Source organism: Neorhizobium sp. P12A (genome assembly GCF_008365395.1).
GTDB lineage: Bacteria > Pseudomonadota > Alphaproteobacteria > Rhizobiales > Rhizobiaceae > Rhizobium.
In genome coordinates, this window is the sequence record NZ_QOVX01000002.1 from 1,066,754 (window position 1) to 1,092,613 (window position 25,860).

Annotated in this window: 26 protein-coding genes; 17 read left to right on the forward strand and 9 right to left on the reverse strand. The window is 60.5% G+C overall.

What is annotated here, in order from left to right; genetic code table 11:
* Nucleotides 1-297: 297 nt before the first annotated feature.
* On the reverse strand, nt 298-579 hold the full coding sequence (locus DTW90_RS11270; protein ID WP_149338268.1) for a hypothetical protein: 282 nt from the start codon (nt 577-579) through the stop codon (nt 298-300).
* A gap of 212 nt (nt 580-791) precedes the next feature.
* Complete coding sequence (locus tag DTW90_RS11275; RefSeq protein WP_149338270.1) at nt 792-1,790, reverse strand: ABC transporter substrate-binding protein; 999 nt, start codon at nt 1,788-1,790, stop codon at nt 792-794.
* A gap of 662 nt (nt 1,791-2,452) precedes the next feature.
* Between DTW90_RS11275 and DTW90_RS11280 the strand changes: the two genes are divergently transcribed.
* Both DTW90_RS11280 and DTW90_RS11285 read left to right on the forward strand, forming a co-directional pair.
* Complete coding sequence (locus tag DTW90_RS11280) at nt 2,453-2,743, forward strand: HdeA/HdeB family chaperone (RefSeq protein WP_132517553.1); 291 nt, start codon at nt 2,453-2,455, stop codon at nt 2,741-2,743.
* A gap of 425 nt (nt 2,744-3,168) precedes the next feature.
* Complete coding sequence (locus DTW90_RS11285; protein WP_132517551.1) at nt 3,169-3,957, forward strand: polysaccharide deacetylase family protein; 789 nt, start codon at nt 3,169-3,171, stop codon at nt 3,955-3,957.
* 62 nt (nt 3,958-4,019) lie between these two features.
* Here DTW90_RS11285 and DTW90_RS11290 read toward each other — a convergent pair whose 3' ends face one another.
* From DTW90_RS11290 to DTW90_RS11305, 4 genes are all read right to left on the reverse strand, one after another.
* The gene (locus tag DTW90_RS11290; RefSeq protein ID WP_149338272.1) at nt 4,020-5,321 is read right to left on the reverse strand and encodes an FAD-dependent oxidoreductase; all 1,302 of its coding nucleotides are present in this window, start codon (nt 5,319-5,321) and stop codon (nt 4,020-4,022) included.
* 42 nt (nt 5,322-5,363) lie between these two features.
* Nucleotides 5,364-6,536, reverse strand: a complete 1,173-nt coding sequence (locus tag DTW90_RS11295; RefSeq protein ID WP_132517547.1) for an AI-2E family transporter — start codon at nt 6,534-6,536, stop codon at nt 5,364-5,366.
* Between the two features lie 87 nt (nt 6,537-6,623).
* Nucleotides 6,624-9,506 (reverse strand): phospholipase D-like domain-containing protein, encoded by a 2,883-nt coding sequence (locus DTW90_RS11300; RefSeq protein WP_149338274.1) that lies wholly within the window; start codon nt 9,504-9,506, stop codon nt 6,624-6,626.
* Nucleotides 9,507-9,708: 202 nt separating this feature from the next.
* A complete protein-coding gene (locus tag DTW90_RS11305; RefSeq protein ID WP_149338275.1) occupies nt 9,709-10,572 on the reverse strand; it encodes a VOC family protein in 864 nt (287 codons plus the stop codon).
* A 305-nt stretch (nt 10,573-10,877) separates the two neighbouring features.
* On the opposite strand from DTW90_RS11305, the gene DTW90_RS11310 reads away from it, so the two are divergent.
* A complete protein-coding gene (locus DTW90_RS11310) occupies nt 10,878-11,291 on the forward strand; it encodes a universal stress protein (RefSeq protein WP_132517539.1) in 414 nt (137 codons plus the stop codon).
* A 91-nt stretch (nt 11,292-11,382) separates the two neighbouring features.
* Nucleotides 11,383-12,060, forward strand: coding sequence for a hemolysin III family protein (locus DTW90_RS11315; protein ID WP_132517537.1), 678 nt, complete (start codon nt 11,383-11,385; stop codon nt 12,058-12,060).
* On the opposite strand, the gene DTW90_RS11320 is transcribed toward DTW90_RS11315, so the two are convergent.
* Nucleotides 12,035-12,550 carry a hypothetical protein gene (locus DTW90_RS11320; RefSeq protein ID WP_132517535.1) on the reverse strand — a complete coding sequence of 172 codons (516 nt, stop codon included), beginning with the start codon at nt 12,548-12,550 and terminating at the stop codon, nt 12,035-12,037. The two genes, DTW90_RS11315 and DTW90_RS11320, sit on opposite strands and share 26 nt — an antisense overlap.
* A 204-nt stretch (nt 12,551-12,754) precedes the next feature.
* Between DTW90_RS11320 and DTW90_RS11325 the strand changes: the two genes are divergently transcribed.
* Entirely contained in the window at nt 12,755-13,267 is a 513-nt protein-coding gene (locus tag DTW90_RS11325; RefSeq protein WP_132517533.1) for a GNAT family N-acetyltransferase, read from the forward strand.
* Nucleotides 13,268-13,350: 83 nt separating this feature from the next.
* On the forward strand, nt 13,351-14,433 hold the full coding sequence (locus DTW90_RS11330; RefSeq protein WP_188079919.1) for an FAD-dependent oxidoreductase: 1,083 nt from the start codon (nt 13,351-13,353) through the stop codon (nt 14,431-14,433).
* 338 nt (nt 14,434-14,771) lie between these two features.
* Here DTW90_RS11330 and msrB read toward each other — a convergent pair whose 3' ends face one another.
* Nucleotides 14,772-15,218 (reverse strand): peptide-methionine (R)-S-oxide reductase MsrB, encoded by a 447-nt coding sequence (gene msrB, locus DTW90_RS11335; RefSeq protein WP_132517529.1) that lies wholly within the window; start codon nt 15,216-15,218, stop codon nt 14,772-14,774.
* A gap of 240 nt (nt 15,219-15,458) precedes the next feature.
* Here msrB and DTW90_RS11340 point away from each other — a divergent pair, with 240 nt between their 5' ends.
* From DTW90_RS11340 to DTW90_RS11395, 11 genes are all read left to right on the forward strand, one after another.
* A complete protein-coding gene (locus DTW90_RS11340) occupies nt 15,459-17,834 on the forward strand; it encodes a putative monovalent cation/H+ antiporter subunit A (RefSeq protein WP_149338279.1) in 2,376 nt (791 codons plus the stop codon).
* Entirely contained in the window at nt 17,834-18,253 is a 420-nt protein-coding gene (locus tag DTW90_RS11345) for a Na(+)/H(+) antiporter subunit B (protein ID WP_149338280.1), read from the forward strand. The genes DTW90_RS11340 and DTW90_RS11345 overlap by 1 nt, the downstream gene beginning before the upstream one ends.
* Nucleotides 18,253-18,630 carry a Na+/H+ antiporter subunit C gene (locus DTW90_RS11350; RefSeq protein ID WP_149338450.1) on the forward strand — a complete coding sequence of 126 codons (378 nt, stop codon included), beginning with the start codon at nt 18,253-18,255 and terminating at the stop codon, nt 18,628-18,630. The genes DTW90_RS11345 and DTW90_RS11350 overlap by 1 nt, the downstream gene beginning before the upstream one ends.
* 252 nt (nt 18,631-18,882) lie before the next feature.
* Nucleotides 18,883-20,457, forward strand: a complete 1,575-nt coding sequence (locus tag DTW90_RS11360) for a Na+/H+ antiporter subunit D (RefSeq protein WP_149338282.1) — start codon at nt 18,883-18,885, stop codon at nt 20,455-20,457.
* Nucleotides 20,454-20,927 (forward strand): Na+/H+ antiporter subunit E, encoded by a 474-nt coding sequence (locus DTW90_RS11365; RefSeq protein ID WP_149338284.1) that lies wholly within the window; start codon nt 20,454-20,456, stop codon nt 20,925-20,927. The genes DTW90_RS11360 and DTW90_RS11365 overlap by 4 nt, the downstream gene beginning before the upstream one ends.
* Nucleotides 20,924-21,337, forward strand: a complete 414-nt coding sequence (locus DTW90_RS11370; RefSeq protein ID WP_149338286.1) for a cation:proton antiporter — start codon at nt 20,924-20,926, stop codon at nt 21,335-21,337. Before DTW90_RS11365 ends, DTW90_RS11370 begins: the two co-directional genes overlap by 4 nt.
* On the forward strand, nt 21,334-21,666 hold the full coding sequence (mnhG, locus tag DTW90_RS11375; RefSeq protein ID WP_149338288.1) for a monovalent cation/H(+) antiporter subunit G: 333 nt from the start codon (nt 21,334-21,336) through the stop codon (nt 21,664-21,666). Before DTW90_RS11370 ends, mnhG begins: the two co-directional genes overlap by 4 nt.
* Before the next feature lie 470 nt (nt 21,667-22,136).
* Nucleotides 22,137-22,568, forward strand: coding sequence for a MucR family transcriptional regulator (locus tag DTW90_RS11380; RefSeq protein WP_132517515.1), 432 nt, complete (start codon nt 22,137-22,139; stop codon nt 22,566-22,568).
* Nucleotides 22,569-22,797: 229 nt separating this feature from the next.
* The gene (locus DTW90_RS11385; RefSeq protein WP_246664922.1) at nt 22,798-23,256 is read left to right on the forward strand and encodes a helix-turn-helix domain-containing protein; all 459 of its coding nucleotides are present in this window, start codon (nt 22,798-22,800) and stop codon (nt 23,254-23,256) included.
* Nucleotides 23,249-24,052 (forward strand): DUF6456 domain-containing protein, encoded by an 804-nt coding sequence (locus tag DTW90_RS11390; RefSeq protein WP_132517513.1) that lies wholly within the window; start codon nt 23,249-23,251, stop codon nt 24,050-24,052. Before DTW90_RS11385 ends, DTW90_RS11390 begins: the two co-directional genes overlap by 8 nt.
* 126 nt (nt 24,053-24,178) lie before the next feature.
* Entirely contained in the window at nt 24,179-24,799 is a 621-nt protein-coding gene (locus DTW90_RS11395; RefSeq protein WP_132517511.1) for a class I SAM-dependent methyltransferase, read from the forward strand.
* A 22-nt stretch (nt 24,800-24,821) separates the two neighbouring features.
* Here DTW90_RS11395 and DTW90_RS11400 read toward each other — a convergent pair whose 3' ends face one another.
* Complete coding sequence (locus DTW90_RS11400) at nt 24,822-25,748, reverse strand: alpha/beta hydrolase (protein WP_149338290.1); 927 nt, start codon at nt 25,746-25,748, stop codon at nt 24,822-24,824.
* Nucleotides 25,749-25,860: the final 112 nt, after the last annotated feature.

A 25,860-nucleotide genomic window follows, 5' to 3' on the forward strand; every position in this document is an offset into this window, starting at 1 on the left:
TGTATGGGGACGCTTGTAACCAGATGCGACCCCTCGCCAATCAGCGCAACGGCACTGAAGAAGGAAGAAGGCCTGCTTCCGGCGCTGGCCGAGCTCGACGATCAGCTCTGTGAATATCGTGGAAAAGTGATCATCCACATGGGAATATGGTATTATTAGGAATATAATATATTCCGTAGCCCATTTGGGAGATGCATGGGCCTGGGGCCGTTGCCGGACATTAGATGAGATCTGGCAGCGGTCTCCCCTGTTTGAGCCCCCTTGTCCCGCACCGGGACGCGTTACGTGCCCTGGCGGCTAATTTTGATAAGGGTTAGCGGCCCCAGCCTGCGCTGCGATGCTCGATTGCGCCTCGACCTGCGATTTCGCCCTGAGCAAGGTTTCCGCAAGCGATCGGCATTGCCCCGGTGTCAGCGTAAGTTGCAGGTGCTCAGTGGTATGCGCCTGCATTCCTTCCATGTCCTCCGCATAGCCTATGCGCAGGATGACCGCGACCCCGGGGATCAAATGCGTCTCATAGTCCAACAAAGGGGAAATTTTTACATTTCCCGCTTCGTTCAGTTCCACTTCGCCGCTCATCTTGCATCACTTTCGCATTGAGTCGTCATTGACCCAACCGATCATGGCATGGAGACTATTGCAAGCACGTTAAGGATGCAAAGGAGCGCGGGTGATGAAATCAGCCATCTCCTGTCGCTGACGGTGGCATAGGCGGCGGACAACTGCTTGCGGCTATCCCGGCGAAACGCATCCGCCGGGCCCTCATTCAAAGTCGCCCAATCAGCCCCGCCTCAAAGCGCAGCCTTCACCTTGGCGGCCACATCCGGGCTCACCCATTTCGTCCAGACGTCTTCCCGCGTCTTTAGAAACTGGCGGGCCGTGTCTTCGTTGGTTCCCTGGTTGTCGGTCTGCCAAGCGAGGATGCTGTTGACGGTGTCGTTGGTCCATTTGCGGGTCTTGAGATAATCAATCGCAACGCCCGCCTTGTCTGCGAAGGACTTGGTGACGACGGTGTAGACCTCGGAGACCGGATAGGAATTGACCTTCGGATTGGCGCAATTGGTCACCGAGGTGCAGGCGTCCCATTCCGCCTTGTCATGCGGAACGCCGAAGGAGAGGCGCACCATCTCGTATTTGCCGAGGATGGCGGTCGGCGACCAGTAATAGCCGAGCCAGCCGGTCTTGTGCTCGAAAGCGTTGGCGATCGTGCCGTCGAGGCCAGCGGCCGAGCCGGTGTCGACGAGCTTGAAGCCCTTCTTCTCCATGTCGAGCGCCCGGTAGAGATTTTCGAGCGACGACTGGCATTGCCAGCCGGGCGGGCAATCGTAGATCGCAGCCTTGGACCGATCGTCCGGCGCGGGGAAGAGTTCGGGATGCTTCAGCGCGTCCTGAACCGTCTTGATGTCGGGATGCGCGTCGGCGATGAATTTCGGGATCCACCAGCCGTCCTGGCCTCCGTCGGAGAGCAGGGGGGCGGCAATGACGAGCCGGCCTTCGGAGACGGCCTTGTCGAGCGGCGTGCGGACCGCATTGATCCAGAGCTCAGGTGCTACGTCGGGCTGGCCCTTTTCGTCCATGGAGGTGAAGGTCGGCAGCGTGTCGCCGGTGACGAGATCGACCGAGCAGCCATAGCCGTTTTCGAGGATGATCTTGTCCACATTCGCCGCGACGCCCGCGGATGCCCAGTTCATCTCGGCGATCGACACCGAGCCGCAAGTGGCATTCGCCGATCCCACCAGGCCGCCAAGGAGTCCCGCTGCCAGCAGCGCGGACGCGATGAGCTTTTTCATTTCAACATCTCCAGGTCTTATCATTGCAATTGACCACCCGGACGCTATGGACAAAAGCCGGGCGTCTGCCCCTTCAGACGGCGGGGCACCTGCGGACTATTGCGACGGCTGCAAGACGACCAGATGTCAGCGGTTGAAAACCGGCGCTTTCCCACAGGAGATGAACTTCGCGTATCTATTCGAGGGGCCGGCGTGATCGTGCCGTCATCGACATCGCCGGTCAGCGCGTCGAGCTTGTCACGGCGGAAAGTCCGAGATTAAGTCACGCCGAAGACTGGTAATTGGTTGGCGTGCCGAGCAGCTTTCCCGTTTCCGCCGATAGCGGCTTCAAACCGCCCAAGCCTTGCGAGTCCGAGGTTTGCGCAAGAAGCAGATCCTCCGGAAAGTTGTAAATCTCCATCAAAAATAGAATAATTTATATGTAGAAAATGCAATTATAACTGTATTATTGTGAGAATTGCCTCACGTTAATCGAATTAATTCCATAATTTTGATATTTGTACATACTGATTCAATGGAATTGTGGTATTCTCTTAGTTTGCTTTAGAGCGATTTTTGACCGATACGGTTGCGGTCGTGTCGTTCTTGCAATTCTCCAAAGCAAGGAATGCAATTGTTGGTACAACCACTTGCCCTGAGGGGCGAACTTTGGGAGGACGACCATGAGACGCTTGCTTTCAATCTCACTCGCACTCGCAGGTATCGGCTTGATTGGCCCGGCAATGGCCGCGGAAGTGGACATGTCGAAGCTGACCTGCAAGGAGGTCGGCGCAATGCCCGCGGCAAAGAAAATCGGTGTCGCGATGTGGGTGAACGGCTACGTTCACGGCAAAGCAGGCAACGCGATGATTGACGGCGACAAGGCACACGCCAACGCAGAAAAGGTTGCCGACTACTGCAAGGACAACCCCGGATCCACTCTGCCGGAAGCGCTTGAAGCGCTGAAGTCATAGAGCTGGAATAGGGTATCTCGGCCCCTCGCTCTGGAGCGCGTTGATGCCGCTATGACTGTGTAAAGGCGTCAAGGAAGTATCCCGCCCTTTATCGTGAACCGCGTCGGCGGGCTTCTTCCTTATCTTTCCGAACGAAACGTCTCGTCTCCGGGCAAACGGCCCGGCGGCGGGGCTATAACGCTGGATTTCAAAGAGCGCTGGGAGGCATCTCAAAATGGCGGCGCCACCTGACCGGCAATGGAAGATGCCGAAAACGCCGCGGTTCAAAATTACCGGAAAGTTCCGCGACCCTCGTGCAATATCTGTGGAACTGCCTTATTTCCGACGGCTTGCGGGCGGATGGCGTTGCCGGACGCAAGCGGCGGTATGTCGCCGAGCAAGATTTGCGCCGGACCTGCTTGTTATATCGAATGGTGGCCGCCTCCATGATCCGTCAGATCGCATTGTCAGTGCTACTGCTTTCCGCAGCCTCGGCCGCGTCAGCTGCAACGGTCGAGCCCTTGCCGACCCTGCCTAGCAAGCCAGTCCAGAATGCCTCGGCGATCAAGCTGGTGGAACCACATCTGCATGTGACACGATCGGGCAAGGGCGCGCCGCGCATCGCGCTGACCTTCGATGCCTGCATGGGCAAGACCGATCCGCGTATCCTCAATACGCTGCTCGAGCAACACATTCCGGCAACGATCTTCGTCACCGCCCGCTGGCTGAAGACCAATCCGGAAACGCTTGCCATCTTCCTTGCCCATCCCGAGCAGTTCGAGCTGGAGGATCACGGCCAGAACCATATCCCGGCCGTGGATCACCCGACCCTCGTCTACGGCATCCCTGCCGCCGGTTCGCCGGAAGCGGTTGCCCAGGAGGTAAAGGGTGGGGCGGACGCCATGGTCGCGCACGGCATTCCGCAGCCGCACTGGTTTCGCGGCGCCACCGCCAAATACAGCCTGTCCTCGATCGCGCAGATCCGCGCCATGGGATACCGCATCGCCGGCTATTCCGTGAATGGCGATGCCGGCGCCTCGCTGATCCCGAAAATGGTCGAGAAGCAATATGCCTCCGCCAAGGACGGCGACGTCATCATTTCGCACATCAACCAGCCGACCCATGCTTCGGGCGAGGGCGTGGCTGCAAGCATTCTGGCGTTGAAGGCGAAGGGTGTGCAGTTCGTTCGCCTGCAGGATATCGCCGAGAGCGGCGACGACGACACGACGCAGTGATGCGCTTTCCCAATTCTCGCTGAGGGCTAATACCTGAAGGCAAGCTGCGCTTTCCAGCGCGTTCAATGCGGTACGGTGGCCATGAGCGGGTCGCCCCCACCGGCATAGTGCCGCATCCCCAATCCCGGTTCCGGCCGGTCGAGCGCGAAATCGTCGAACCAGTCGCGACGGGTATCGGTGACCATGGCGCCGATCATCAGCGCCGCCATGAAGGAGAAGGTGATGCCGTTGCCGCCGTAGCCATAGGCAGCGAGCACGCGGGGCATAGCGGGAACCGGCCCGATCAGCGGCAATCCATCCGCGGTCGTGCCGAACGTGCCGGACCAGGCATAGTCGACGCGCGTATCCGCCTGCGTCCAGAGCAGCTTCAATTTTTCCCTGAGGGTCGCGATCTTTTCCGGCACCTTGGCCTCGCGGGCCTGCGGATCGATGGTCTCGTCATCTTCGCCGCCGATCACGATGCGATTGTCGGCCGTCGTGCGGGCATAGAGATAGGGATGGCTGTCCTCCCAGATCAGCGCCCGCTCGCGCCAGAGCCGCGACCGATCCTGGGGCACTGTCGCCATCGCCCAACTCGAGGTAGACCGATGCAGTTTCGGCATGTCGATACCGGGCATGCTGTAGCCCGTTGCCAGCACCACGTGTCCGGCCTCGATGGAGTAAGGCCCGTCCATCTCGACGGTGACCCGTTGGCCCTCGCTATGAAGCTTGGTCGCCGAAGCGCTCACAAGCCGCGCGCCGCGCTTCAGGGCGACTTCCAGCAATCCCCAGGTGAGCAGCAGCGGATCGACCTCGGCCGAGCCGGGCGAGAAGATGCCGCCATCCCGCTCGATCTCGAATTCGGTCATCAGATAGGGGTGCGAGAGATATTCGCCCGGCAATCCTGCCCGATGCCGCAGTTCCAGCTCCTGCAGCAATTCCCGGGCGCCTCCGGGGCTGCTGGTGAGATAGAGGGATGAGCGCGGACGATATTTGCAGATGATGTTGAGGCGATCGATCAGTTTGGCGAGGCCGGACACGGCAACCGCGCTGCGACGATAGATCGCCGCCGCCTTCTCGAAGCCGTAGAAGAGCGAGAGTTCGGAGAGCTGCGTGTCGGTCTCCCATTGCAGCATGGCCGTGCTTGCCGCCGTGCTGCCGAGCCCCGGCGTTTCCCGATCGATGACACAGACTGAAAGGCCGCGTGCCGTCAGATGTTCAGCAGCAAGCGCGCCGGTGATCCCGCCGCCAACGATTGCCACGTCGAAGGAGAGGCTTTGGCGAAGCGGCGCATAGATCGGCCTGGCCGCCGCCCGTCCCCAGAGGGAACGGCCATTGACCAACTGGCCTTGAGCAGACTGCGGAAGCGGCATCTCGGACGACATGATATGTGATGACTCCCCGGTCGTCGCATATATTGAAACCATCTATTTCGGCAGTTGCGGCTGAGCCTTTTCCTCGACGAAGAGCTCGCTGACGACAGCCATCACGATCAGTGACAGCGGCAGCGCCAGCATAGCCCCAACGGCTCCCCACATCCATGTCCAAAATAGGATAGCTAGAAAAACAAGAAAGGGATTGAGCTCCAATTGTCGACCCATGACGGCAGGAAAAATCAGGTTTTCCATAGCTAGATGAAAGCAGAAGAACACCGCTGCCGGTATCAGCCCGATGATGAGCGTGTCGTGGGTCAGAATACCGGCGATCGCAACCGAGGTTGTCATGACCGCGATCCCGAGAAACGGCACGAAACTGGAGACGAAAGCAAAGATGCCCCAGAGGGCCGGCACGCTCAGCCCGCCGAAATAGGCAATGATCGTCATGACGACGCCGAGGCAGGCATAGATCAGCGCAGCGGTGGCGAAATAGAAGCCGAGCACCTGTTCAACCGCGTTGATGATGCGGATGGCGGCCAGACGGTGTTCGCGCGCCGAGAAGGCCATGATGATGGTCTTGCGCAGATTGACGCGGCCGACGAGAAACAGAAGCAGCGCTGCGAAGAATACCAGTCCCTGGACAAGCGCCGGCGTCAGGTTGCCGGCGACGACATGCAGGATATTGCCGGTATTTTCCAGAAGCGCGTTGATCGACATCGGTCCGCTTTCGAAAGTCTGCGGCGTGATGTGCAACCATTTAATCCCTTCGAGGAAGGGCAATACACGATCGATCGACTTCTGGACCATGTCCGGTCCCTGCTTGGCGAGCGACCCAAGCGGTCCGACGATGGTATTGACCGCCAGGAATATGAGAAGTGCGACTGATGTCGACAGCAACAGTGCATTCAGGATGCGCGGCACACCGAGCTTGCTCAGTTTCTCTGCCACTAGGCCGAGGATCATGCCGACGACGACGGCAAGCGTGATCGGGATCAGGATGGTCGACATCAGGTAAAGGCCGGCGACCGCAAGGACGAGAAAGATGCCGATGATCGACCAGGCGGAAACGACATCAAGTCCGTCCTTCTCTACGCGACGGACCGGCGCCTCGTTCGCCATTTCCTCGGTGGCAGCTCTTAGCGTCCTTGCCCAGCTGCTGAGATGCATCTGGCGCTCGGCCGCCGTCTTTGCCGCCTGCTTGCGGATGCCACTGGCGATACCCATCCTGGTTTGTTTCCCCGAAGCCCCATTGCGTTGCGACATAAACGCGCTTGGGTCGGTTCTGTTCCAGCGACCGATATCGACTGAGCTCTAACGTCCAAGTGCTGCCGAAAGCGGCACCGCGACATATCCGGGCGGCGGCGCCATTTCATTGTCCGATGTAACAGGAATGGGCGGTGGCAGGTTGTCGTTGATCTTGGCAGGCCCGATCCTGCCCCAGTCGTAGAGGAAGATTTCCTCGTAGAACTTGGCGATCTCGGCATCGTAGAAGATCAGGCTGGCATCGCGGTTGAAGCCGGTTCCGGCGGTCGTCCAGTTATGGCTTCCAACGAGCACCGCCTCGCTGTCGATGATGATGCCCTTCGTGTGGCAGTTCTTCTGTATTCTGATCGTCTTGCTGTCGAAGCCGTAGTCCTTTGCATTGCTGATCGTATCGCGGTCTTCCGAGCCGAAGCTGCGGAAGATGACGCGCACGTCGAGACCCGCCTTCTGTTTTTCGAGCAATGCGTCGAGCAGTCGCCGATACCCGTCGCCCACGGTCTTGGTGTTGAAGCTCTGGTTCTGGAAGAATATCCGGGTCTTGGCCGACTGGATGAAGGGGACGACCGTGTCGATATAGTTGTCGGGCGTCAGAACCGGCTGGGCGTCGATTTCGCGTTCGCCGGTAAGCGGCTCGAAATAGCGCGGCTTCTGCACTGCCTCCAATGCCTCGCCGGCAAAGTCCGCGGGCAGGAAGACCATCGGCTCGGCGGCGACCTCCGCTTCGGGCGTTGCCTTGGCGTCATCGAGGTCGCGCAGGATATGCTCCTCGTAGAGCTTGCTCAGTGCCTCGTCTTCCAGGATGGCATGCCATTCGCGATTGTAGAGCCGAAGCGCCGAGGCGGCATCGGCGGGCTTGGTCAGCGGCGATATGTTCGGCTGGTTCGAGCTTTGCCAGTTGCCGCTCGAAAGCCACATGGCGGTATGATCGCGCACTGCTACCTTGATATGGTAGGCGGAATCGAAAATGCCGGTCTTTCCGACGCTCGCCGGGGCGAAATCGAACTTGTCGCCCTTGGCCTGCCGGATCTTGGCGACCGCCTCGTAATCGGTCAGATCGCCCGTGTGCACCTTGCCGCCCATCTGTAGCACCAGGGACATGGTCTCGGTCTTGTTCTTCACGGCATCCAGCACGCCGTCGGCGACGTTGGTCGCGCCGAAATCATACATTGCGACGACAAGGGACTTGCGGGTCTGTGACAGGAACGCGCCGAGCTGCGGCCAGCTTGCATCCGGTCCGGAATGGATGACGAATTTCGTATTGGTCTTGCGGCGCGTCAGCGGCAGATCCGGCCGTGGCTTGTAGCTGGTATGCCAGCTCGGCGTGAATGCCTCATCGCCAAGGTCGATCCCAAGCATGTCGGCTGCCGAGGCGACGGCAACGTCGGTGCGTACGCCGTCGATATATTTCGGAAGCTGGGTGACGCCGCGCGATTCCAGCGCGCCCGGTTCGATCTTGCGTTTGACAGCAATCACCACGGCACGCTGGTCGGTGATCTCGCCGTTCTCGAAGCGGTAACCGGGCTTGATGGCGACCACGTCTTCGCGATTGGCAAGCAGCGTGTGCGCCGTTCGCACCGCGGACTGAACCTGTTCCTTCGTCGGCGACACGATCGCATCGGCGGGCGGCGTCGGGGCGCTGCCTGTGATGGCCGACATCGTCGCAATGGGCGGGCCGCCGGCCGGGGCCGCGGCAATAGCCGATTGCAGTGTTGCCGTGTCCAACTCGATCGTGATCTTCAGCGGCACCGTGAAGGTCACCTTGCCTCCGCCACCACCACCGCCACCGCTGCTACCGCTGCCTTGTTCGCTCATTTTCAGTTCCTCCGTCGACGGTGCGAGCAGTCCGCGCGCCCGCTGCAGGCAGCGCCGCAGCACTGCGGCTGGTATGGCGTCATTCTCGATGAATTCGACGCCTCGGTAATGAAGTCCGGTCACCTTGCCCGTTCCGATGTCGAGCAAAGGCGAGCCGGAATTGCCGCCGAAGGTCGCACAGGAATGGGTGAGCAGGTCATCCCCAACGCCGAGAAGATTGCCGACGGCAAGCCGCTTCTTGTTGAAGACCCCGCCGAAAACCTTGTTGGCAAGCGTCTGGTCGGAAAAACGGGAATCGCTCGCGGGATAACCGACCGCGGCGACCGGCAGCTTCGCCTGCGGAAGTTCGTCGGAAAGCTCGAGCTTCAGCCGACCGACCGGTGAAGACATTGGCTCGAGCTTCAGGAAGGCAACGTCAGGCCCGTTCTCGGGCGCCACCCATACGATGCGGTCGATCTTGACCTCGTCGGAGGCAGCGTTGCCGAATTCTTCGAGGAAATCGACATCCACGCCGATCTCGTGGCGCGCGTCGAAACCGATCCTGAATTTGAAGCCGGTGCCACTTGCCTCGGCAAAGAGATTTGCGACATGGCGGTTGGTCACGACCAGACCGTCATCGATCACCCAGGCCGTGCCGGCATAGTCCCGGTCGGCATTGCTCACATCGACCCGCCCGATCGACACCATTGTCCTGTTGATGACCGCAGCATTCGCGGTGAGAAGCCGTCGCCAGGCAACGGCCTCTTGCCGGGCGCTATCGATATCGACCACGTTGTTTCGAACAAGGAAAACCGGCGTCCCAACCGCAAAGACGATGGTCTCGTCATTGCCCGGAGGCGGCGGCGGGGCTGCCGTTTGGACTCCACCACCTCCGGGCGGTGGGCTCCCGATGTCGCCAGCCGCTCTGGCCTCGACCTCTTCGTAGACCGGTGGTGGAGGGTTCATCAACGCACGCAGCCCGCCATAGCGCGTTGTCATGGCGCTGCCGGCTTCCTGAACCCAGGCAGGCTGCTCGCGGCTTTGCTTCAGCGCCTCGATATCGGCCTGCACGTCAGGCGAGCTTGCATCTGCAACCTGCTGTGCGACCAAACGCACACGCTGGGAGTCCTCCACAGTCATTCTGCCCCCTCGGTCCGCACGCGGACCCTCAGTCAATATGCAGGAACGATGCGATCGAGATCAGCTGGGAAATCTATTGGAAGTTGCGTGAGGAAATGAGTATTAGAAGTTTATTACAACCAGATGATGACGTCTAGCCGCGGAAGTCGGTTGACGTTAGGGCAGGATGAAAAGGGCCGGTGTGTGGCCGCTCCGATCGGTCTTACGCCGTCAGCGTCAGGCCGATACCCCAGGGATCCCTGAGCGAGACGCCGCTGTCACGCTTCTCGCTCTTGATTTCGAGTTCGTCGAGCTTCGCAACCGCCTTGTCGAGCGCGGTCTTGTCGTTGAAGCGCAGCGTGTAGTCGGAGAGGCCGGTCATATGCTCGGTGCGAACGCCGGCGCCGCGGCTGTTCCAGATATTGGCGGCGACGTGGTGATGGTAGCTGCCGGTCGCAAAGAAGCTGGCGCCGGGATAGCGCGCCATCAGCTTGAGCCCCAGCACGTCGCGATAGAAGGCGTCTGCCTCCGGAATGTTGCCGACCTGAAGGTGGATGTGGCCGATGGCCGACCCGTCAGGCATGCCGTCCCACCTGTCGTCGGGCGCGCTGTTGTAGAGTGCCTGCAGGTCAAGCCTGAGCGTTGCCATCTCCACCATGCCGTCCTGATGGAACTTCCACTTTTCATGCGGCCGGTCGGCATAGATTTCGATGCCGTTGCCCTCGGGATCGGAAAGATAGATCGCCTCGCTGACGAGGTGGTCCGAAGCCCCTTCGAGCGCGACATTGTTGTGCGCTGCATGACGCAGCCAGCGGGCAAGCTCGACGCGATCGGGCAGCAGGAAAGCGGTGTGGAAGAGACCGGCGGCATTCCTTGGCGCAGCGCGGACATTCGCATCCGTCGTCAGCGTCAGAAGAGGCTGGCCGCAGACGCCAAGCACTTCGCCGCTCGGCGTCTTTTCGAGGACCTTCAACCCCAGCATCGATTGGTAGAAGCCGGAGACCAGAGCAAGGTCCGTCATCACAAGATGCGATTGGCCGACATAGGCGGGCCGCGTCAGTGCATAGGAGGTTTCGTGTTCGGTCATCGTTTCTGTCCGCTGTTGTGGGGCCGCCGTTGTGAAGGGGGAGGGACCGGCGCGGGCGACAAGCATGTCGCCTGTGGCAGGCCTGTAAATAGGCGCCGGTTCTATCCCCTCAAGTTCCATTGGCCCGCTGTACTTGGAATCTTTATGCCGGATTTTGATTGTTCACAGAAGCCTGCTTTTTGATGATGAAGCGTCCACTATTCGTTGACAACATCCGGGGTAGATTCGATTCTTATTATGGAATTATCGCCGTCTTCGGTGTCTAATCGCAAAGACGTTTTCGGTGAAAGGCATGGGGATTTCAGATGTATAAAAGGATCATCGCTGCGGTGGATATCGCCAAGATGGACAGGGCAAAGCGGATTCTCTGTCGGGCTGACGCACTGGCGGACGAAGACGGCGAAGTCATTGTCATGAGCGTCATCGAAGACGTGCCGGGCTATCTCGTTGCCGATCTGGCCCAGGACTATGTCGACAGGGCCATCATGACCGCGGAAAAGAAGCTCGAGGAGCTCTGCGCAAAGACCGGTATCCGCGCCGTCGTGGAGGTCCGCGCCGGAAAATGCGCTTCAGCGATCCTGACGGTGGCCGGCGAACGCGATGCCGATCTGATCGTGCTCGGGTCGCATGTTCCCGATATTTCCAACTACTTTCTCGGAGCGAATGCCGACCGGATCGTTCGCCACGCCCGGTGCTCGGTCCTGATCGATCGGCACTGAGACAGCCGTTCACGAAGTTTTACCGCGTCCGGCGCCGCGTCCCGTTGCCTTGCCGTTCAAGAGATGCAACGATCCAAAAGGATCGAAGGGAATGGCGCGCATGACCGAGTTCAACGGAATCCGCTGGGCTTACGACAGGTATGAGCTGATCGCTGACGCCATCGTCAATGGCGTGGGTGTCATATTCGCTGTCATCGGCGCCACCGTCCTCATTTTCTATGCAACGGTCTGGAGTTCCTATGGCGAGATCGCGGCTGCCTGGATCTATGGCCTTGGCCTGGTCCTCACGCTGGCCATGTCCTTTTCCTATAATATCTGGCCGGTTTCGCGCACGAAATGGATCTTGCGGCGCTTCGATCATTCGGCGATCTTCGTGCTGATTGCCGCCACCTATACGCCGTTTCTGGAACGCGGCGCCGACGACCCGCTGCTACGCGCCATGCTGATTGCGATCTGGCTCTTCGCGGCGGCCGGCATCTGCCTGAAATGCTGCTTTCCCGGCCGTTACGATCGGCTGGCGATTCTGCTCTATCTCGCCATGGGCTGGAGCGGCATCCTGGTTGCGGAACCTGTCGCCTCGCGCATACCCACGACCTCTATGGCGCTGATCCTGATCGGCGGGGTCATCTATTCGCTCGGCGTCATCTTCCATGTCTGGGAAAAGCTGCGCTTCCAGAACGCCATCTGGCACGGCTTCGTCGTTGCCGCAGCCGCGGTCCATTACTCTGCAGTGCTGACTTGTTTCAGCCTGTCGCAGGCAAATGTTTGAAAGCCTGCGTGCTGTTGGTGCATTTCGTGATCGGCTGAAGGCTGCGCACCAGCCGCATGACCACGGCGTCGAAACGGTGCATGTCCGCCTTCGCATAATCGATCTGGAAGAAGGCAGCGCCGCCGTTGCAGAGCGCCACGCCGCGGACGTAGACGATACGGTCCTGGCGGATGCCGGAGAAGCTTGCGCCGTGCGAACTCAGCTTCGAATAGGAGATCTGCCAGCCGTCGACCTTGGCGACCGCCATGCGGATCTTTGCTTCCGATGCCAGGTCGCCGTTGAGCACGGTTGTACCGAAGACCCTAAGCCTGGCAGACTGGTCGGCCGGCGTCAGCGTCAGCCCGTCACCACTGTCGGGATAGATCGAAAGACCAAATTCCGGCGGCAGCTCGATCGTGTAGCCGTAGCGCACATTGTCATAGGGCCACCAATCGGCCGAAAAAGCCGGAGCGGCAGAAAGCAGCAGGATGGCCAGAATGCGCGGAAGCATTGCAATTACCGGGAGGCGAAGAGGGGTATCGGCACGAAACTAGCGCATTTCTGAGCAAGAATCTCGTGCCGATTTAGGGAACGTTACAAACTTAGCTCAAAAAGATTACAGTTTGATTGCGAGCCATGCGGAAATAGCTGATTTACTTCGCTGATTTCGCGGCGTATGTGCCGAATATTCCAATTTAAGATGACGGACCGATCCATGGACCAGACCGTGCTGCTGCGCGATGCCACCGAAGCCGATCTACCGGAGATCCGCGACATCTATAATCACGCCGTGGAGCACACGACCGCGATCTGGAACGAGACGCTGGTCGACGTCGAAAACCGCCGCGAGTGGTTCAAGGCGCGCAAGGGCAGGGGCTTTCCCGTCATCGTCGCCGAACGCAACGGCAAGGTCGCCGGCTATGCCTCCTACGGCGACTGGCGCGCCTTCGACGGCTATCGCCACACCGTCGAACATTCCGTCTATGTCGAGAAGGATTGCCGTGGTCTGGGCATCGGCGAGGGGCTGATGCGCGAACTGATCGTTCGGGCAGCCGCTGCCGAAATCCACGTCATGATCGCCGGCATCGAAGCGGAAAACACCGCCTCCATCCGCCTGCACGAAAAGCTCGGCTTCCGCATCGCCGGCACCTTTTCCGAAGTGGGCATCAAGTTCGGCCGCTGGCTGGACCTGACCTGCATGGAACTGCGCATCGATAAAGCCCGATAGGCCGCAGGTCCGTCATTCATATGTCATATGCGATCGTTATCCCGCGCTGGTTGTAAGTGGCCGGCGACCAACGGGGTATGACGATGACGAAACAAGGCTTACGCATTGCCGTCATCGGCGCGGGTGTCGTCGGCGCTGCCATCGCCTGGCATCTCGCCCGTCGCGGCGCATCCGTGCATCTGTTCGATGAAGGCCCGCGACCGGCATCCGGCGTAACAAGCCGTGCATTCGGCTGGATCAATTTCATCAACGGCTCTCCCGCAACCCGTCCGGAGGACTATCGTCTCCGGCGCGACGGCGTCGAAGAATACCGGCGTTTGGCCACGGTCCTTCCCGATGCCGTCTGCGATATCAGGCCCGGCTCGCTGGTTTGGCTGGAGACTGCGGAAGAAACCGAGGAACTGATCCGCGAGCATCAGGCGGAAGGGGCAGGCGTCGAGCTGGTGGATGCCGTGACGATCGCGAAACTGGAGCCGCATCTGCGCGACGTTCCGCCATGCGCCGCCTATTCACCCGGCGATCTCGCCCTGTCCCCGGCGGCATTGACGGACGCATTCGTAAAAGACGCGCAGGCCGCTGGAGCAACGGCGCATTTCGGCGAGACGATAATCGCCATCGAGACTTCAGGCAGCAAGGTGACGGGCGTCCGGACGACAAGTGGCTCCCAGTCGGCTGATATCGTGGTGCTGGCTGCCGGCGTCGCGACAGGCAGACTCGCTTCGGCACTTGGCGCTGATATCGGCGTCGAAAGCTCGCCGGCAGTCTTACTGCGCTATTCCGCTTCAGCGCCGTTCATCAACCGCATCCTTTGCGGTCCCGGCCTCGAGGTCAGGCAATGGCACGATCATTCGCTTTTCGTTGCCGCAGCCTATCGAGACGATGCGGAGGAAAACTCGCCCGCTGCAGTTGGGCAGCGGGCGCTTACGAAGATCAGGAAACGCTTCGCAGCGCCGGATGACATGCATCTCGTCGAAGCGGTCGTTGGCCAACGCCCGATATTTTCCGATGGCCTGCCGAGACTGGGCTTCCTGCCCGACGTCGAGGGCGCTTATGTAGCCGTGGGCCATCCTGGCGTCATACTCGCGCCGTTGATGGGCCGGCTCGCGGCGGAGGAGATTGTCGATGGCATGAGACAGCATTCGATGCTGTCCCCGAGGCAGTCTTAGGCAGGATAAGGCAAGGCGATCCGCCATCCGCCGGGAAGCCGTCTTTCTGACGCCGGATCGCATCGATGATCTATATCCGCAAGGAAGCGGCAATCAGATCTTAGTATCCGCCGCCGCCCGTCGACCCTGCGGTTTGCGCGGGCTTGGAGCCGCCCCCTGCAGTCGTGCAGGCGGAAACGCCAAGGCAGACTAGGGCGAGCAAAGCGATGGAGGAGATGGCTTTCAGCAACATGTGAGGTCGATCCCTTCTTGCAGTCGGCGCACGATGCGCGCGACCGGAAGTGAACAGCCAAAGGAGCTGTTTTATTCGATCATCTCTTTGCCCCGGTTCCAATAATTTAGGCGCAATCCCGGCTTGGCTCATCCATGTTTGCTGCCTCTGCTTCGAACACCATCGCGTGCCCGTTAATGCAGTAGCGCAACCCCGTCGGCGGCGGGCCGTCCGGAAAGACGTGGCCGAGATGGGCGTCGCAGGTGCCGCAGCGGATCTCGGTGCGGACCATTCCATACGAGGTGTCGTTGTGTTCGGTGACAGCGCCTGATGAGACCGGCTCGAAATAGCTTGGCCAGCCGCAACCCGAGTCGAATTTTGTGTCGGACCTGAAGAGTGGCGCGTTGCAGCAGACGCATCGGTAAAGGCCTTTCTCGAAGGAGTCCCAGTGGGGACCCGTGAAGGCGCGTTCCGTTCCGTGCTGGCGCGTGATGCGGTATTGCTCGGGCGTGAGTTGCTGTTTCCACTCCGAATCGGTCTTCTCGACCTTGGGATAGATCGTTGTGACGGTCATGACATGGGCCCCTTTTTCCCTACCGGCGAAAGGAGTGTGCCCGGCTTTTGGTCAAACAATGTGGCGAAGCGTTGCGAATCCTGATGCCGGTGTGAGGTTCACCCCTGGGTAGCAGGGGGTCTATGGTCGATTTCCGGGGTTATACCCCGCTTTATTGACCTCGGCCCTTGAGCGAGCGTCACCCTTTCCCTATCCCGGAAGAACGTTTGATTTGCCTGATTCCGTGCTCCAGGAGGAAATATGGCCGGGTTTGCGGGCCTTACGTTCCTAGCCTTGTGTTTGCCCTTTCTCGGCGCTGTGGTTGCGCCGGCGCTGACGCGTGCGCTCGGCCACAACGCCGCCTGGTTGCTGGCGCTTGTCCCGGCACTCGCTTTCCTCCATTTCGCGACCTTCCTGCCCGCAATTGCCGGTGGAGGATCCGTCGTCGCCGGGTTTGACTGGGTGCCCAGCCTCGACCTGCGTTTCTCCTGGCTGCTGGACGGCCTGTCCCTGACCTTTGCGCTGCTGATAACGGGCATCGGCGCGCTGATCGTGCTTTATGCCGGCGGCTATCTGAAAGGTCATGCCGATCAGGGCCGCTTCTTCTCCTTCATCTTTCTCTTCATGGGATCGATGCTCGGCCTTGTCGTATCGAACGGCCTGCTGATGCTGTTCGTCTTCTGGGAGCTGACCTCGATCACCTCCTTCCTGCTCATCGGCTTCGATCACAGGCGCGAGGCCTCTCGCCGCGCAGCGCTGCAGGCGCTGGTCGTGACGGGCGGAGGCGGTCTCGCGCTACTTGCCGGGCTGCTGCTGATCTGGAACCTGACGGGATCCACGGAGTTGTCGCAGCTGCTGACATCGGACGATCGGCTACGCGCCAGCCCGCTTTATCTGGTGGTGTTGATCCTTGTACTCGGCGGCGCCTTTACGAAATCGGCGCAGTTTCCTTTTCACTTCTGGTTGCCGAACGCCATGGAAGCGCCGACACCTGTTTCGGCCTATCTCCATTCCGCGACCATGGTGAAGGCCGGCGTCTATCTCCTGATGCGGCTGAACCCGGTCATGGGTGGAACAGAGGCCTGGGAAATCATCTTGCCCGTTTTCGGTGGCGCAACGCTGCTGGTCGGCACGCTGCTTGCCATCCGCCAGACGGACCTCAAGCTGAAGCTCGCCTATACGACCGTCTCCTCGCTCGGCCTGCTGGTCATGCTGACCGGCTTCGGCTCGCCCTATGCCGTCGAAGCGGCAGTGCTTTATCTCGTTGCTCATTCGCTCTTCAAGGGTGCGCTCTTCATGGTCGCAGGCATCATCGATCATGAGACAGGAACGCGCGATATCACCAGGCTGCGCGGTCTGCGCGCCGCCATGCCGCTGACTTTCGTGACGGCGCTTGGCGCTGCCATATCCATGGGCGGCCTGCCGCCTTTCTTCGGCTTCCTTGCCAAGGAGGAGATCTATACGGCGCTCGCCCATGGCGATCTCCGCTCGATCACCTTCACTGTAGTTGCCGTTATCGGCAATGCGCTGATGTTTGCCGTCGCCTTTGCCGTGGCGCTGAAACCTTTCCTCGGCACATTGAGCAAAACGCCGAACAAGCCGCACGAGGCGCCGCCGCTGCTATGGCTCGGGCCGGTTGTGCTGGCGTTGCTGGGCCTTGCCTTCGCGCTCTTCTCGAACCTCTCCCATGCCTATGTCTCGTCGCCGATGGCGACAGCGGTGAAGGGGCGGGAGACGACGATCTCGATTTCGCTCGAACCACATCTCGGCCTGCCGCTCGCGCTCTCGCTGCTGACAGTCGTGATCGGCATCGTCGTCTATTGGCAGCTCGATCGTGCCCGCTTCGCAATGTCGATCGTGATGCGCGCGCTGGGTCCAGGGCCGAACCACGGCTTCGATAGTTTCATCGGCGGCCTGGTGACGTTTGCCTATGCGGTCACGCGATTTTTGCAGCCGGGGCGGCTCAGGACCTACACCACGGTCACGTTCGTCTGCCTCGGCGCGACCCTGCTCATCCCCGCCTTCCAATATGGCGAACTGCCGTCGATGCCCTCCTGGCCGGTCGATATCCAGTGGCACGAGGCGGCGATCTTCCTGATATCGGTCATCGGCCTTGCCGCAGTCGTTGCCGCAAGGGATCGGCTGACGGCGATTGTCTCGCTCGGCATCCAGGGCTTTGCTGTCGCCCTGATCTTCCTGCTCTTCGGGGCGCCTGATCTCGCCTTTACCCAGTTCATGGTGGAAACGCTTTCGGTGGTGATCCTGGCGCTGGTCATGACACGGCTGAAACTGTCCGTCACCGATCGCCGGCCGCCGGCGCGGATGGTTGTCGATGCCACGATTGCTATCGCCTGCGGTCTCGGCTTCGCCCTGTTCCTGATGCGAACGACCGAGGCTCCCCTCGACGCCAGGCTGACGGATTTCTTCAACCACTATTCCAAGCTGATCGCGCACGGCGCCAACGTGGTCAACGTCATCCTCGTCGACTTCCGCGGCACCGACACTTTCGGCGAGATCGCCGTGGTGACGATATCAGGCCTTGCCATTCTGGCGCTGGTCCGGTTGCAGGCCGGCACCGAGCGCAAGCTGGTGGATGACGCGCCGGATCATCCGGCCGACATCGGAGTGAAGCGCTGATGAACACGCCCATCTTCCGCACCGTCGCACCGTTTTTGACTGCCTTGATGCTGCTTTTTTCCGTCTTCGTGTTGCTGCGCGGGCATAATGAGCCGGGCGGCGGCTTCATCGGCGGGCTGATCGCAGCCTCCGCCTTCGCCATCTACGCGATCGCACATGGGGTTACCGCCGTGCGCTGCATTCTGTTCTTTCATCCGCTTACCATTGCCGGTTTCGGCCTGCTGGCGGCGACCGTCGCCGGGTTGCTGTCGGCGATGTCAGGAGTGCCCTTCATGACGGGCCTCGGCATCTATCCACACCTGTTCGGCGTCGAAGTGCCGCTTTCGAGCGTCCTGCTGTTCGATACCGGCGTCTATCTCGTCGTTCTCGGCGCCATCACCTCGATCGCGCTTGCGCTGGAAGAACAGGAGGCTGAATGATGGAGCCGGTTCTCGCCATCCTCGTCGGACTGTTCTTCGCAGCCGCTCTCTATCTTATGCTGTCGAAGGTGACGATCCGCCTGATGCTCGGCATCGCCATTCTCGGCAACGCGGTCAACCTGCTGCTCTTCACAGCAGGCCGCGTGACGCGCGAAGTGCCGCCGATCATTCCGGCAGGCATGGACACGCTGCCATCAGATGCGGCCAATCCCCTGCCGCAGGCCCTTATCCTGACCGCGATCGTCATATCCTTCTCGCTGCTCGCCTTCCTGCTGGTGCTGACCTATCGCGCCTATCAGACGCTGAAGACCGACAACACCGACCAGATGCGCACTGCCGAACCGCGGGAACGGCCCCTGCCGCCGATGGGGTATTGAGGATGGGAATGCGCAACACACCCCCCTCTGCCCTGCCGGGCATCTCCCCCACAAGGGGGGAGATCACGGATGCTACCGGTCTTGCTCCATATGCATTGGACAGAGCAGCTAGGCTGGGCGGTGAGGAGTGGGCGAGACAGTGCGGCATATCAATCTCCCCCCTTGTAGGGGAGATGCCCGGCAGGGCAGAGGGGGGTAGCTCCCGCGAAGGACTGATCAGATGCACCAACACATTGCAGGAGGCCGCCTGACATGGCCACTCCCGCCAGCATCGATCTCTCCGCCGCCATGATCACCGCGCCGGTGCCACCAGGCAACTGGCTGGTCGTCCTCCCCGTCGTGCTCTGCGTCGGCCTCGGCGCCCTTCTCCTCATTCTGAGAGACCGCACGAGCCTCCACGGCTGGATCGCGATTTCAGGCCTTGTCCTGCTTGTGTTGATCGATGCGGGCCTGCTTTATCGGGTGGCGAACGAAGGTCCTGTGACGATGGTCATGGGCCGCTGGTTGCCGCCCTTCGGGATCGCGTTCACGGTCGATCTCTTCGGCGCGCTGATGGCGCTGGCGGCGGCTATCGTAGGGCTTGCGGCAGCCGTCGCAGCACTCGGCGATATCGAGGACGTGGGCCGTCGCTACGGCTTCTATCCGTTCCTGATGCTGTTGCTTGCCGGCGTCAGCGGCGCCTTCCTGACCGGCGATATTTTCAATCTCTATGTCTGGTTCGAGGTGCTGCTGATCTCGTCCTTCGGCCTGCTGATCCTCGGCTCCGAACGCGAACAGATCGATGGCGCGCTGAAATATGCGGTGCTGAACCTGATCGCGACGACCATCTTCCTGATCGCAGTCGGCTATCTCTATGCGATCTTCGGCACGCTCAACATGGCGGATATCGCCGCCAAGGCAAGACAGTTCGGCGGCACAGCGCCGCTGATGACGCTCGCCGCGCTCTTCTTCATCGCCTTCGGCATGAAGGCGGCGGCCTTTCCGGTGAATTTCTGGCTACCGGCGTCATACCATACACCGCGAATCGTGGTTTCGGCGCTCTTTGCCGGGCTGCTGACCAAGGTCGGCATCTATTCGATGATCCGGGTTCTGGTCATGCTGTTTCCCGTCGAGCGGGCCGAACTCGCTTCGCTGGTCGGCATGGTTGCAGGCTTGACCATGATCGTAGGCGCGCTCGGCGCGCTGTCCGAAACCGACATGCGCCGGCTCTTCGGCTATGTCGTGATCTCGGGCATCGGCAACATGCTGGCCGGCATCGCGCTCGGAGGGGCGGATGGCATCGACGGGGCGATCGTCTATGCGCTGCATTCCATCATCCTGATGACGGCGCTCTATCTCGTGGCCGGTGAGGCAGCAAGGCTCGGCGGCAGCTATTCGGTAATCGAGCTCGGCGGTCTCTGGCGGAGAAGCGGTTGGTTCGCCGGGCTTTCGCTGGTTCTCTTCCTTGCCGCGTCCGGCCTGCCGCCCTTTTCCGGTTTCTGGCCGAAGGTGATCCTCGTCAAGGCGGCACTCGATGCCGGCTCGGGCTGGCTGGCGGGGATCATTCTCCTCACCGGGTTCCTCAATACGATTGCATTCGGCCGGCTTTTCCTGCTCGCCTATTGGCGTCCGCGCCAGATCCCCGTCGCAACCGGGCAGACGCACACAGGCGCGGCCGCGCAATCGCCGGCCTGGCAGGAGATGGGTGCGCTCGGAGCGTTGACCGCGCTTATTATCGCCGTCGGTCTGTTTCCCGAGCCGCTTCTGCACCTGACCGAAGGTGCTGCGAGGAACCTGACCGATCCCGCCGCCTATCTGGCTTCCGTCTTTCCGGGAGGAGGGCAATGATTTCGTTGACCCTCAGCCTTTTGCTGGCAATCGTCTGGGCCGCCATGACAGGCAGCGCCTCCGTTCCCAATCTCCTGCTTGGCTTCGTCCTTTCGGCGGCGGTACTCGCGATTGTCGGAGTTCCCTATGGCGGCCGACTGGGCTTGCGACGCATATGGCGCATCCTGTCGCTCGCCATTCTTTTCCTGCGCGAGCTTCTGAAATCGGCCTGGGCCGTGGCGATGACGGTCACGCGGCCGAACATGGTGGTGAAGCCCGGCATCTTCGCCTTTCCGCTGACCGTCGACAGCGATTTCGAGATCACGCTGCTCGCAAACCTCATCACGCTAACGCCGGGCACGCTGTCGGTCGACGTATCGGAGGATCGAAGGACGCTTTATGTGCATGCGCTCGACTGCTCCGATCCGGACGGGCTGAGACGGTCGATCGCAGACGGATTCGAGCGGAAGATACGGGAGGCATTCCAATGACGCCTTCAGGCATAATCTCCATTGCGGCAACGCTCTCGCTGGCAATCCTCGGGCTCGCCTTTCTGGTCACGATCTTTCGCGTGGTTGCCGGGCCGACATTGCCCGATCGCGTCCTCGGCCTCGATATGCTTGTCGCCGTCGCCATCGGCTTCATCGCTGTCATCGCCGTCAAGACGGGGTTTGCGCTCTATATCGATATCGCCATCGCGCTCGGACTGGTGGGCTTTCTTGCAACCGTCGCTTTTGCACGCTTCATTCTGGCACAGGCGCCGCAATCGGGCAGGGGTCACGGAGAAAAAACGGTTACGCAGAAGGTCGGAAAAGGACAGGGAAAAGCCAGGAATATGCGCAAGGTCGCGAATCGCAGGGGCCAAGGCGGCAGAGGCCAAGGTAGCAAGGGAAAGGCATGATGGAGATCGTTCTGGCATTCATAGTGTCTGCGCTGCTGCTCGCCGGCTCGCTCTTTTGCCTGATCGCCGCGATCGGCATCGTTCGTCTGCCTGATACCTACAGCCGCATGCACGCAGCCTCGAAGGCCGGCACGGTCGGTTCGGGATTGCTGCTGCTCGCGGTGGGGATCGCGGCTGAAGGCTTGCCGATCTTCGTTCGGGCCATGACAGGTATTCTATTTTTTATCTTGACCGCGCCGCTTTCAGCCCATCTTTTAGCCAGATCTGCCTATAAGGCAGGCTATTCTTTGTCGTCACAATCCGTGCGCGATGATCTGAACGAAAAATAAAACTTATGCTTTGCGAAACTGAGCATTCGCAACGATTTCATTGTCTGTAAAGGGAATGCAAATTTGCGATCTTAATTATGAGATCTTAATATGTGAGAAATTTTGCCAAGAACTGGTAGAAATAATAATTGGACATTTGCAGAAAGAATGCTAATTCAGATTCAAGTAGAGTTCTGATGTTGAGTTATTACAGGCCGGCATTAAGTACCAGATGCTTGGATGTTTCTTGAAACAATAGCAAGGTCTGAGGCTTTGTTCCGGAGCAGGAGAGCGGCGCAATGCCGCTTCTGCTGATTCTCTCATCGGACGGTATGGAAGTAGGTTTCACTGCTTGAAGTCTAGGGGTGGATTTCATCTGGGTTCCAGAATGGCTGTGAATTTCTCTTCTCTTTGCTGGAAAACGCTACGAATTTAGGCAGACCTTTTGAAGGGAAGGTCTGCCTGGGCAAGCATATGAACAGGAGAAAACTATGACAGATGTGGCTCTTGGCAACGGGCCGGATTTACTCGTTGAACTGACCGCGGACATCGTCGCCGCCTATGTCAGCAACCATGTGGTTCCGGTAAGCGACCTTCCGAATCTGATTTCCGACGTGCATTCCGCATTGAGCAATACGTCCACGCCGGCCCCTGCAGTCACCGTGATTGAAAAGCAGAAGCCTGCCGTCTCGGTTCGCAAATCCGTTCAGGACGACCAGATCACCTGCCTGGAATGCGGCGGCAGCTTCAAGTCCTTGAAGCGTCACCTTATGACACACCACACCCTCTCGCCCGAGGAATACCGTGAGAAATGGGATCTGCCGGCCGACTATCCGATGGTCGCGCCCGCCTATGCGGAAGCCCGTTCGCGCCTCGCCAAGGAGATGGGCCTCGGCCAGCGTCGCAAGCGCGGCGGCCGCTGATTAGCGCATCGCATTCAGAATGTCTTAAAACCGGGCCTTCGTGCCCGGTTTTTTGTTTGTCGGTGCCGGCCTCAAGGGAACTGAAAGAGGAAAATAGTCCCATATATTTTCCATGATATGCGGAAAATACCAAAGAAAACAATGTTAAGTTGTGGTTGGCTTGTTCCGCTCGTCCCCATTCGTGCTCTAGGGTGTATGAATTAATTCCTATTTCGTAGGAGTAGTTGATATGACCCTCAATAAAAACCCGGTCGGCAAGGCCGGGTCGCCCAAGGCGCCGCCCGTCCTTTCGTCCCTTGCGACCCCGAGCGACGAGGCGCTCTTGAGTGATGAGGCCGCGGTGATCCCGCGTCCTTCTTCCCTCCCGGTGCGCAGCATCTGCCGAATCGTCGGCCACATGACAAGCGAGATGGTCGCCCTTGTCGGCGCGCGCGTGCAATTGCGGCGCGATCGCCGCCGCACGCTCTGCCATGTGCGCCAGATCGCCATGTATGTCTGCCACGTCGCCCTGCAGATCCCGCTTCACGAGATCGGCCTTGCCTTCGGCCGGGATCGCACCACGGTCGGCCATGCCTGCCATGTGGTGGAAGACCGTCGCGACGATCCTGCCTTCGACGATTTCGTCGCCGCTGTGGAGCGCATCGTAACGTCCGTTTTCAGCACTTCGGGGAGTGCAGCGCATGAATGAGGCAGCAGTGGCAAGCGAAAGGAAAGAACTGCTACGCCTGCTGAAACTGCTGGGCAGCAGCGATGCCGTCGTCGGCATGCGGAATGACGGGAATGTCGATATCGAAACCGCCGAGGGCCGCAGCCAGGTGTTTCGGCCCCAGGTCGTCGAGCGCGCCGCAGCTCTCGGCCTCATCTCCCGCAGGGGAACCCAGTTGAAGCTCACGAAGGATGCACGCGCCTTCCTGCGGCGCGCAGCCGCTGACAAGGAGGAGGCTTTCCTTGCCCAGCATGGCGAGATCGAAAGCGGGACGATCGACATCGACGGCGGGCGGCAGAAGGTGCGGGTCAATCTGTCCGAATCGCCGCTCGGCCCGCTCTCCCGCCTCAGGGATCGCGACGGATCGCCTTTTCTGCCGGCGGAGGCGATTGCGGCAGGCGAGCATCTGGCAAGTGATTTTACCCGCGCCCAGCTTCAGCCGAGAGTCACGGCCTCCTGGGAGCCGCGTCTCTCATCGCATGGCAAGCGCGGACGCGGCGGCATGGCGGATCTCGCCGACAGCGCTGTTGCCTCGCGGCTTGCCGTCAACCGTGCGATCGAAGCCATGGGGCCGGAACTGTCAGGCGTCGCCCTTGATGTCTGCTGCTTCATGAAGGGACTGGAGACGGTGGAACGCGAGCGCCAATGGCCAGCCCGCTCGGCAAAGCTGATGCTCCGCACCGCGCTGATGGCCCTGTCCCGGCACTATGCCCCGCCGCCGCGGCGGACGCATCAGATGCAGCATTGGGGTACGGATGACTATCGGCCTGAGCTTTAGCAGACGGCATTTCCTTGCTTTGGAGGGATGCCGTCGGCGAAAGGTGCCTATATAGCTCCCAGAGAGACAGTTCGCCCCGTCGCTCCGGCTCGGGCCAGATGTCGCCAGAGATCTCAAGAGGAAGCCATGGACGATCAGATCAAGGCCGTGCTCGACGTTTATCACGAGATGATCGTGGAAGAGGAGAGCCGCTCAACCGAAGTCCCTCCCGGCGGTCGCGATGGCGGACAGGACAGGCGCATGCGCGCTGTTGGTCCCGAGACCGGTCAGTTCATCAATATCCTTGCAAAAAGCCTGGGTAAGCCGACCATTCTCGAGCTCGGCACCTCCTTCGGCTATTCCGGCATCTGGCTGGCGGAGGCGGCGCGCGCCTCTTCAGGCCGGCTGATCACCATGGAACTGCACGACTATAAATCTGCCTACGCCCGCGATATGGCAGTGAGGGCGGGCTTGGCGAAGCACATCGACTTCAGGGTGGGCGATGCTGTCAAGATGATCGCCGAGTTGTCGCATGGCATCGACTTCGTGCTCGTGGATCTCTGGAAAGATCTCTATCTGCCATGCCTGGAGGGTTTCTATCCTAAGCTCAATCCGGGCGCGATCATCGTCGCCGACAACATGATCTGGCCCGGAGATGACTATGTGAAGCAGTATGGCGTCGCCGTTCGCGCGAAGCCGGGCATTTCGAGCGTCCTCCTGCCTGTCGGCAACGGCCTCGAGGTCAGCCGGTTCGATCCTGTGCGATAAACGCGGATCTGCTATTTCTTTCTCAACCTGTCGCCTCAGACGATGGTCGATCGTCCGTCCGTCCAATATGGGCGCTCAGGAATCGTCCGGCGGATGCCAAGGCCTGGCGTCCGGCTTCCAGCCTGGCGTTCCAGAGCGGCCAGGCGTGGATCATTTGAGGCCAGATTTCCAGCGTGACCGGCGCATCGGCCTCGCCGGCAGCGGCTGTGAACCGTGTCGCGTCCGCAAGCAGCGTTTCGGCCGAGCCCACCTGGATGAGGAGCGGCGGCAGACCCTTCAACTCGCCGTAGAGCGGCGAAACGCGCGGGTCCCTAGGATCGATCGAAGCCGGCAGGTAGGCGTCGGCAAGCTCGTGGAGATAGGCTTTATGAATGAGCGGATCGACCGCGTCCTTCGTGGTCAGAGTCCCGCCCGACATCGTCAGATCGGTCCAGGGCGATATCAGCCAGCCGCAAGCGGGAAACGCTTCCCCCGCATCGCGCAGCCGGCTGATCAGCGCGACGGTAAGTCCGCCGCCGGCGCTGTCTCCGCCCACGGCAATGCTTTCGCCCGCAATGCCGCTCTCGCGCAGGAAGCGCCAGGCAGCCGTCGCATCGTCGAGCGCTGCGGGAAACGGGTTCTCGGGTGCCAGGCGGTAGCCGACAGCCAAAGTTCGAACTCCCGCCGCCCGCCCGGCCTCCGTCACCAGGCGCCGATGGCTGATGATCGAGCCCGAACAATAACCGCCGCCGTGAAAGAACATCAGGACGCGGGATGCGTCACTGCCGGGCGCGATCGACCATTCAGCGGAAACCCCGCCCAGATCCACACGTTCAAGCTTGATATCGTCGGCGACGGGCCAGATCGCGCCGACCTCGTCAAGGCGCTGTCGCCGTTCGGCCCAGCCGACCGGCCGGGGCTTGGAACTCAGCAGGGTTCTGATGGAATCGATCTCGCGCGTGTCCGCCATTTTGATCTCCACATGAGCCCACGCGAGGTTATTGCCGGATCTTTATATTTATACGGACGCGTTGCCGACGAAACGGATGCTACTCGCGTCCGGGTCCGTCAACAGAATAGGA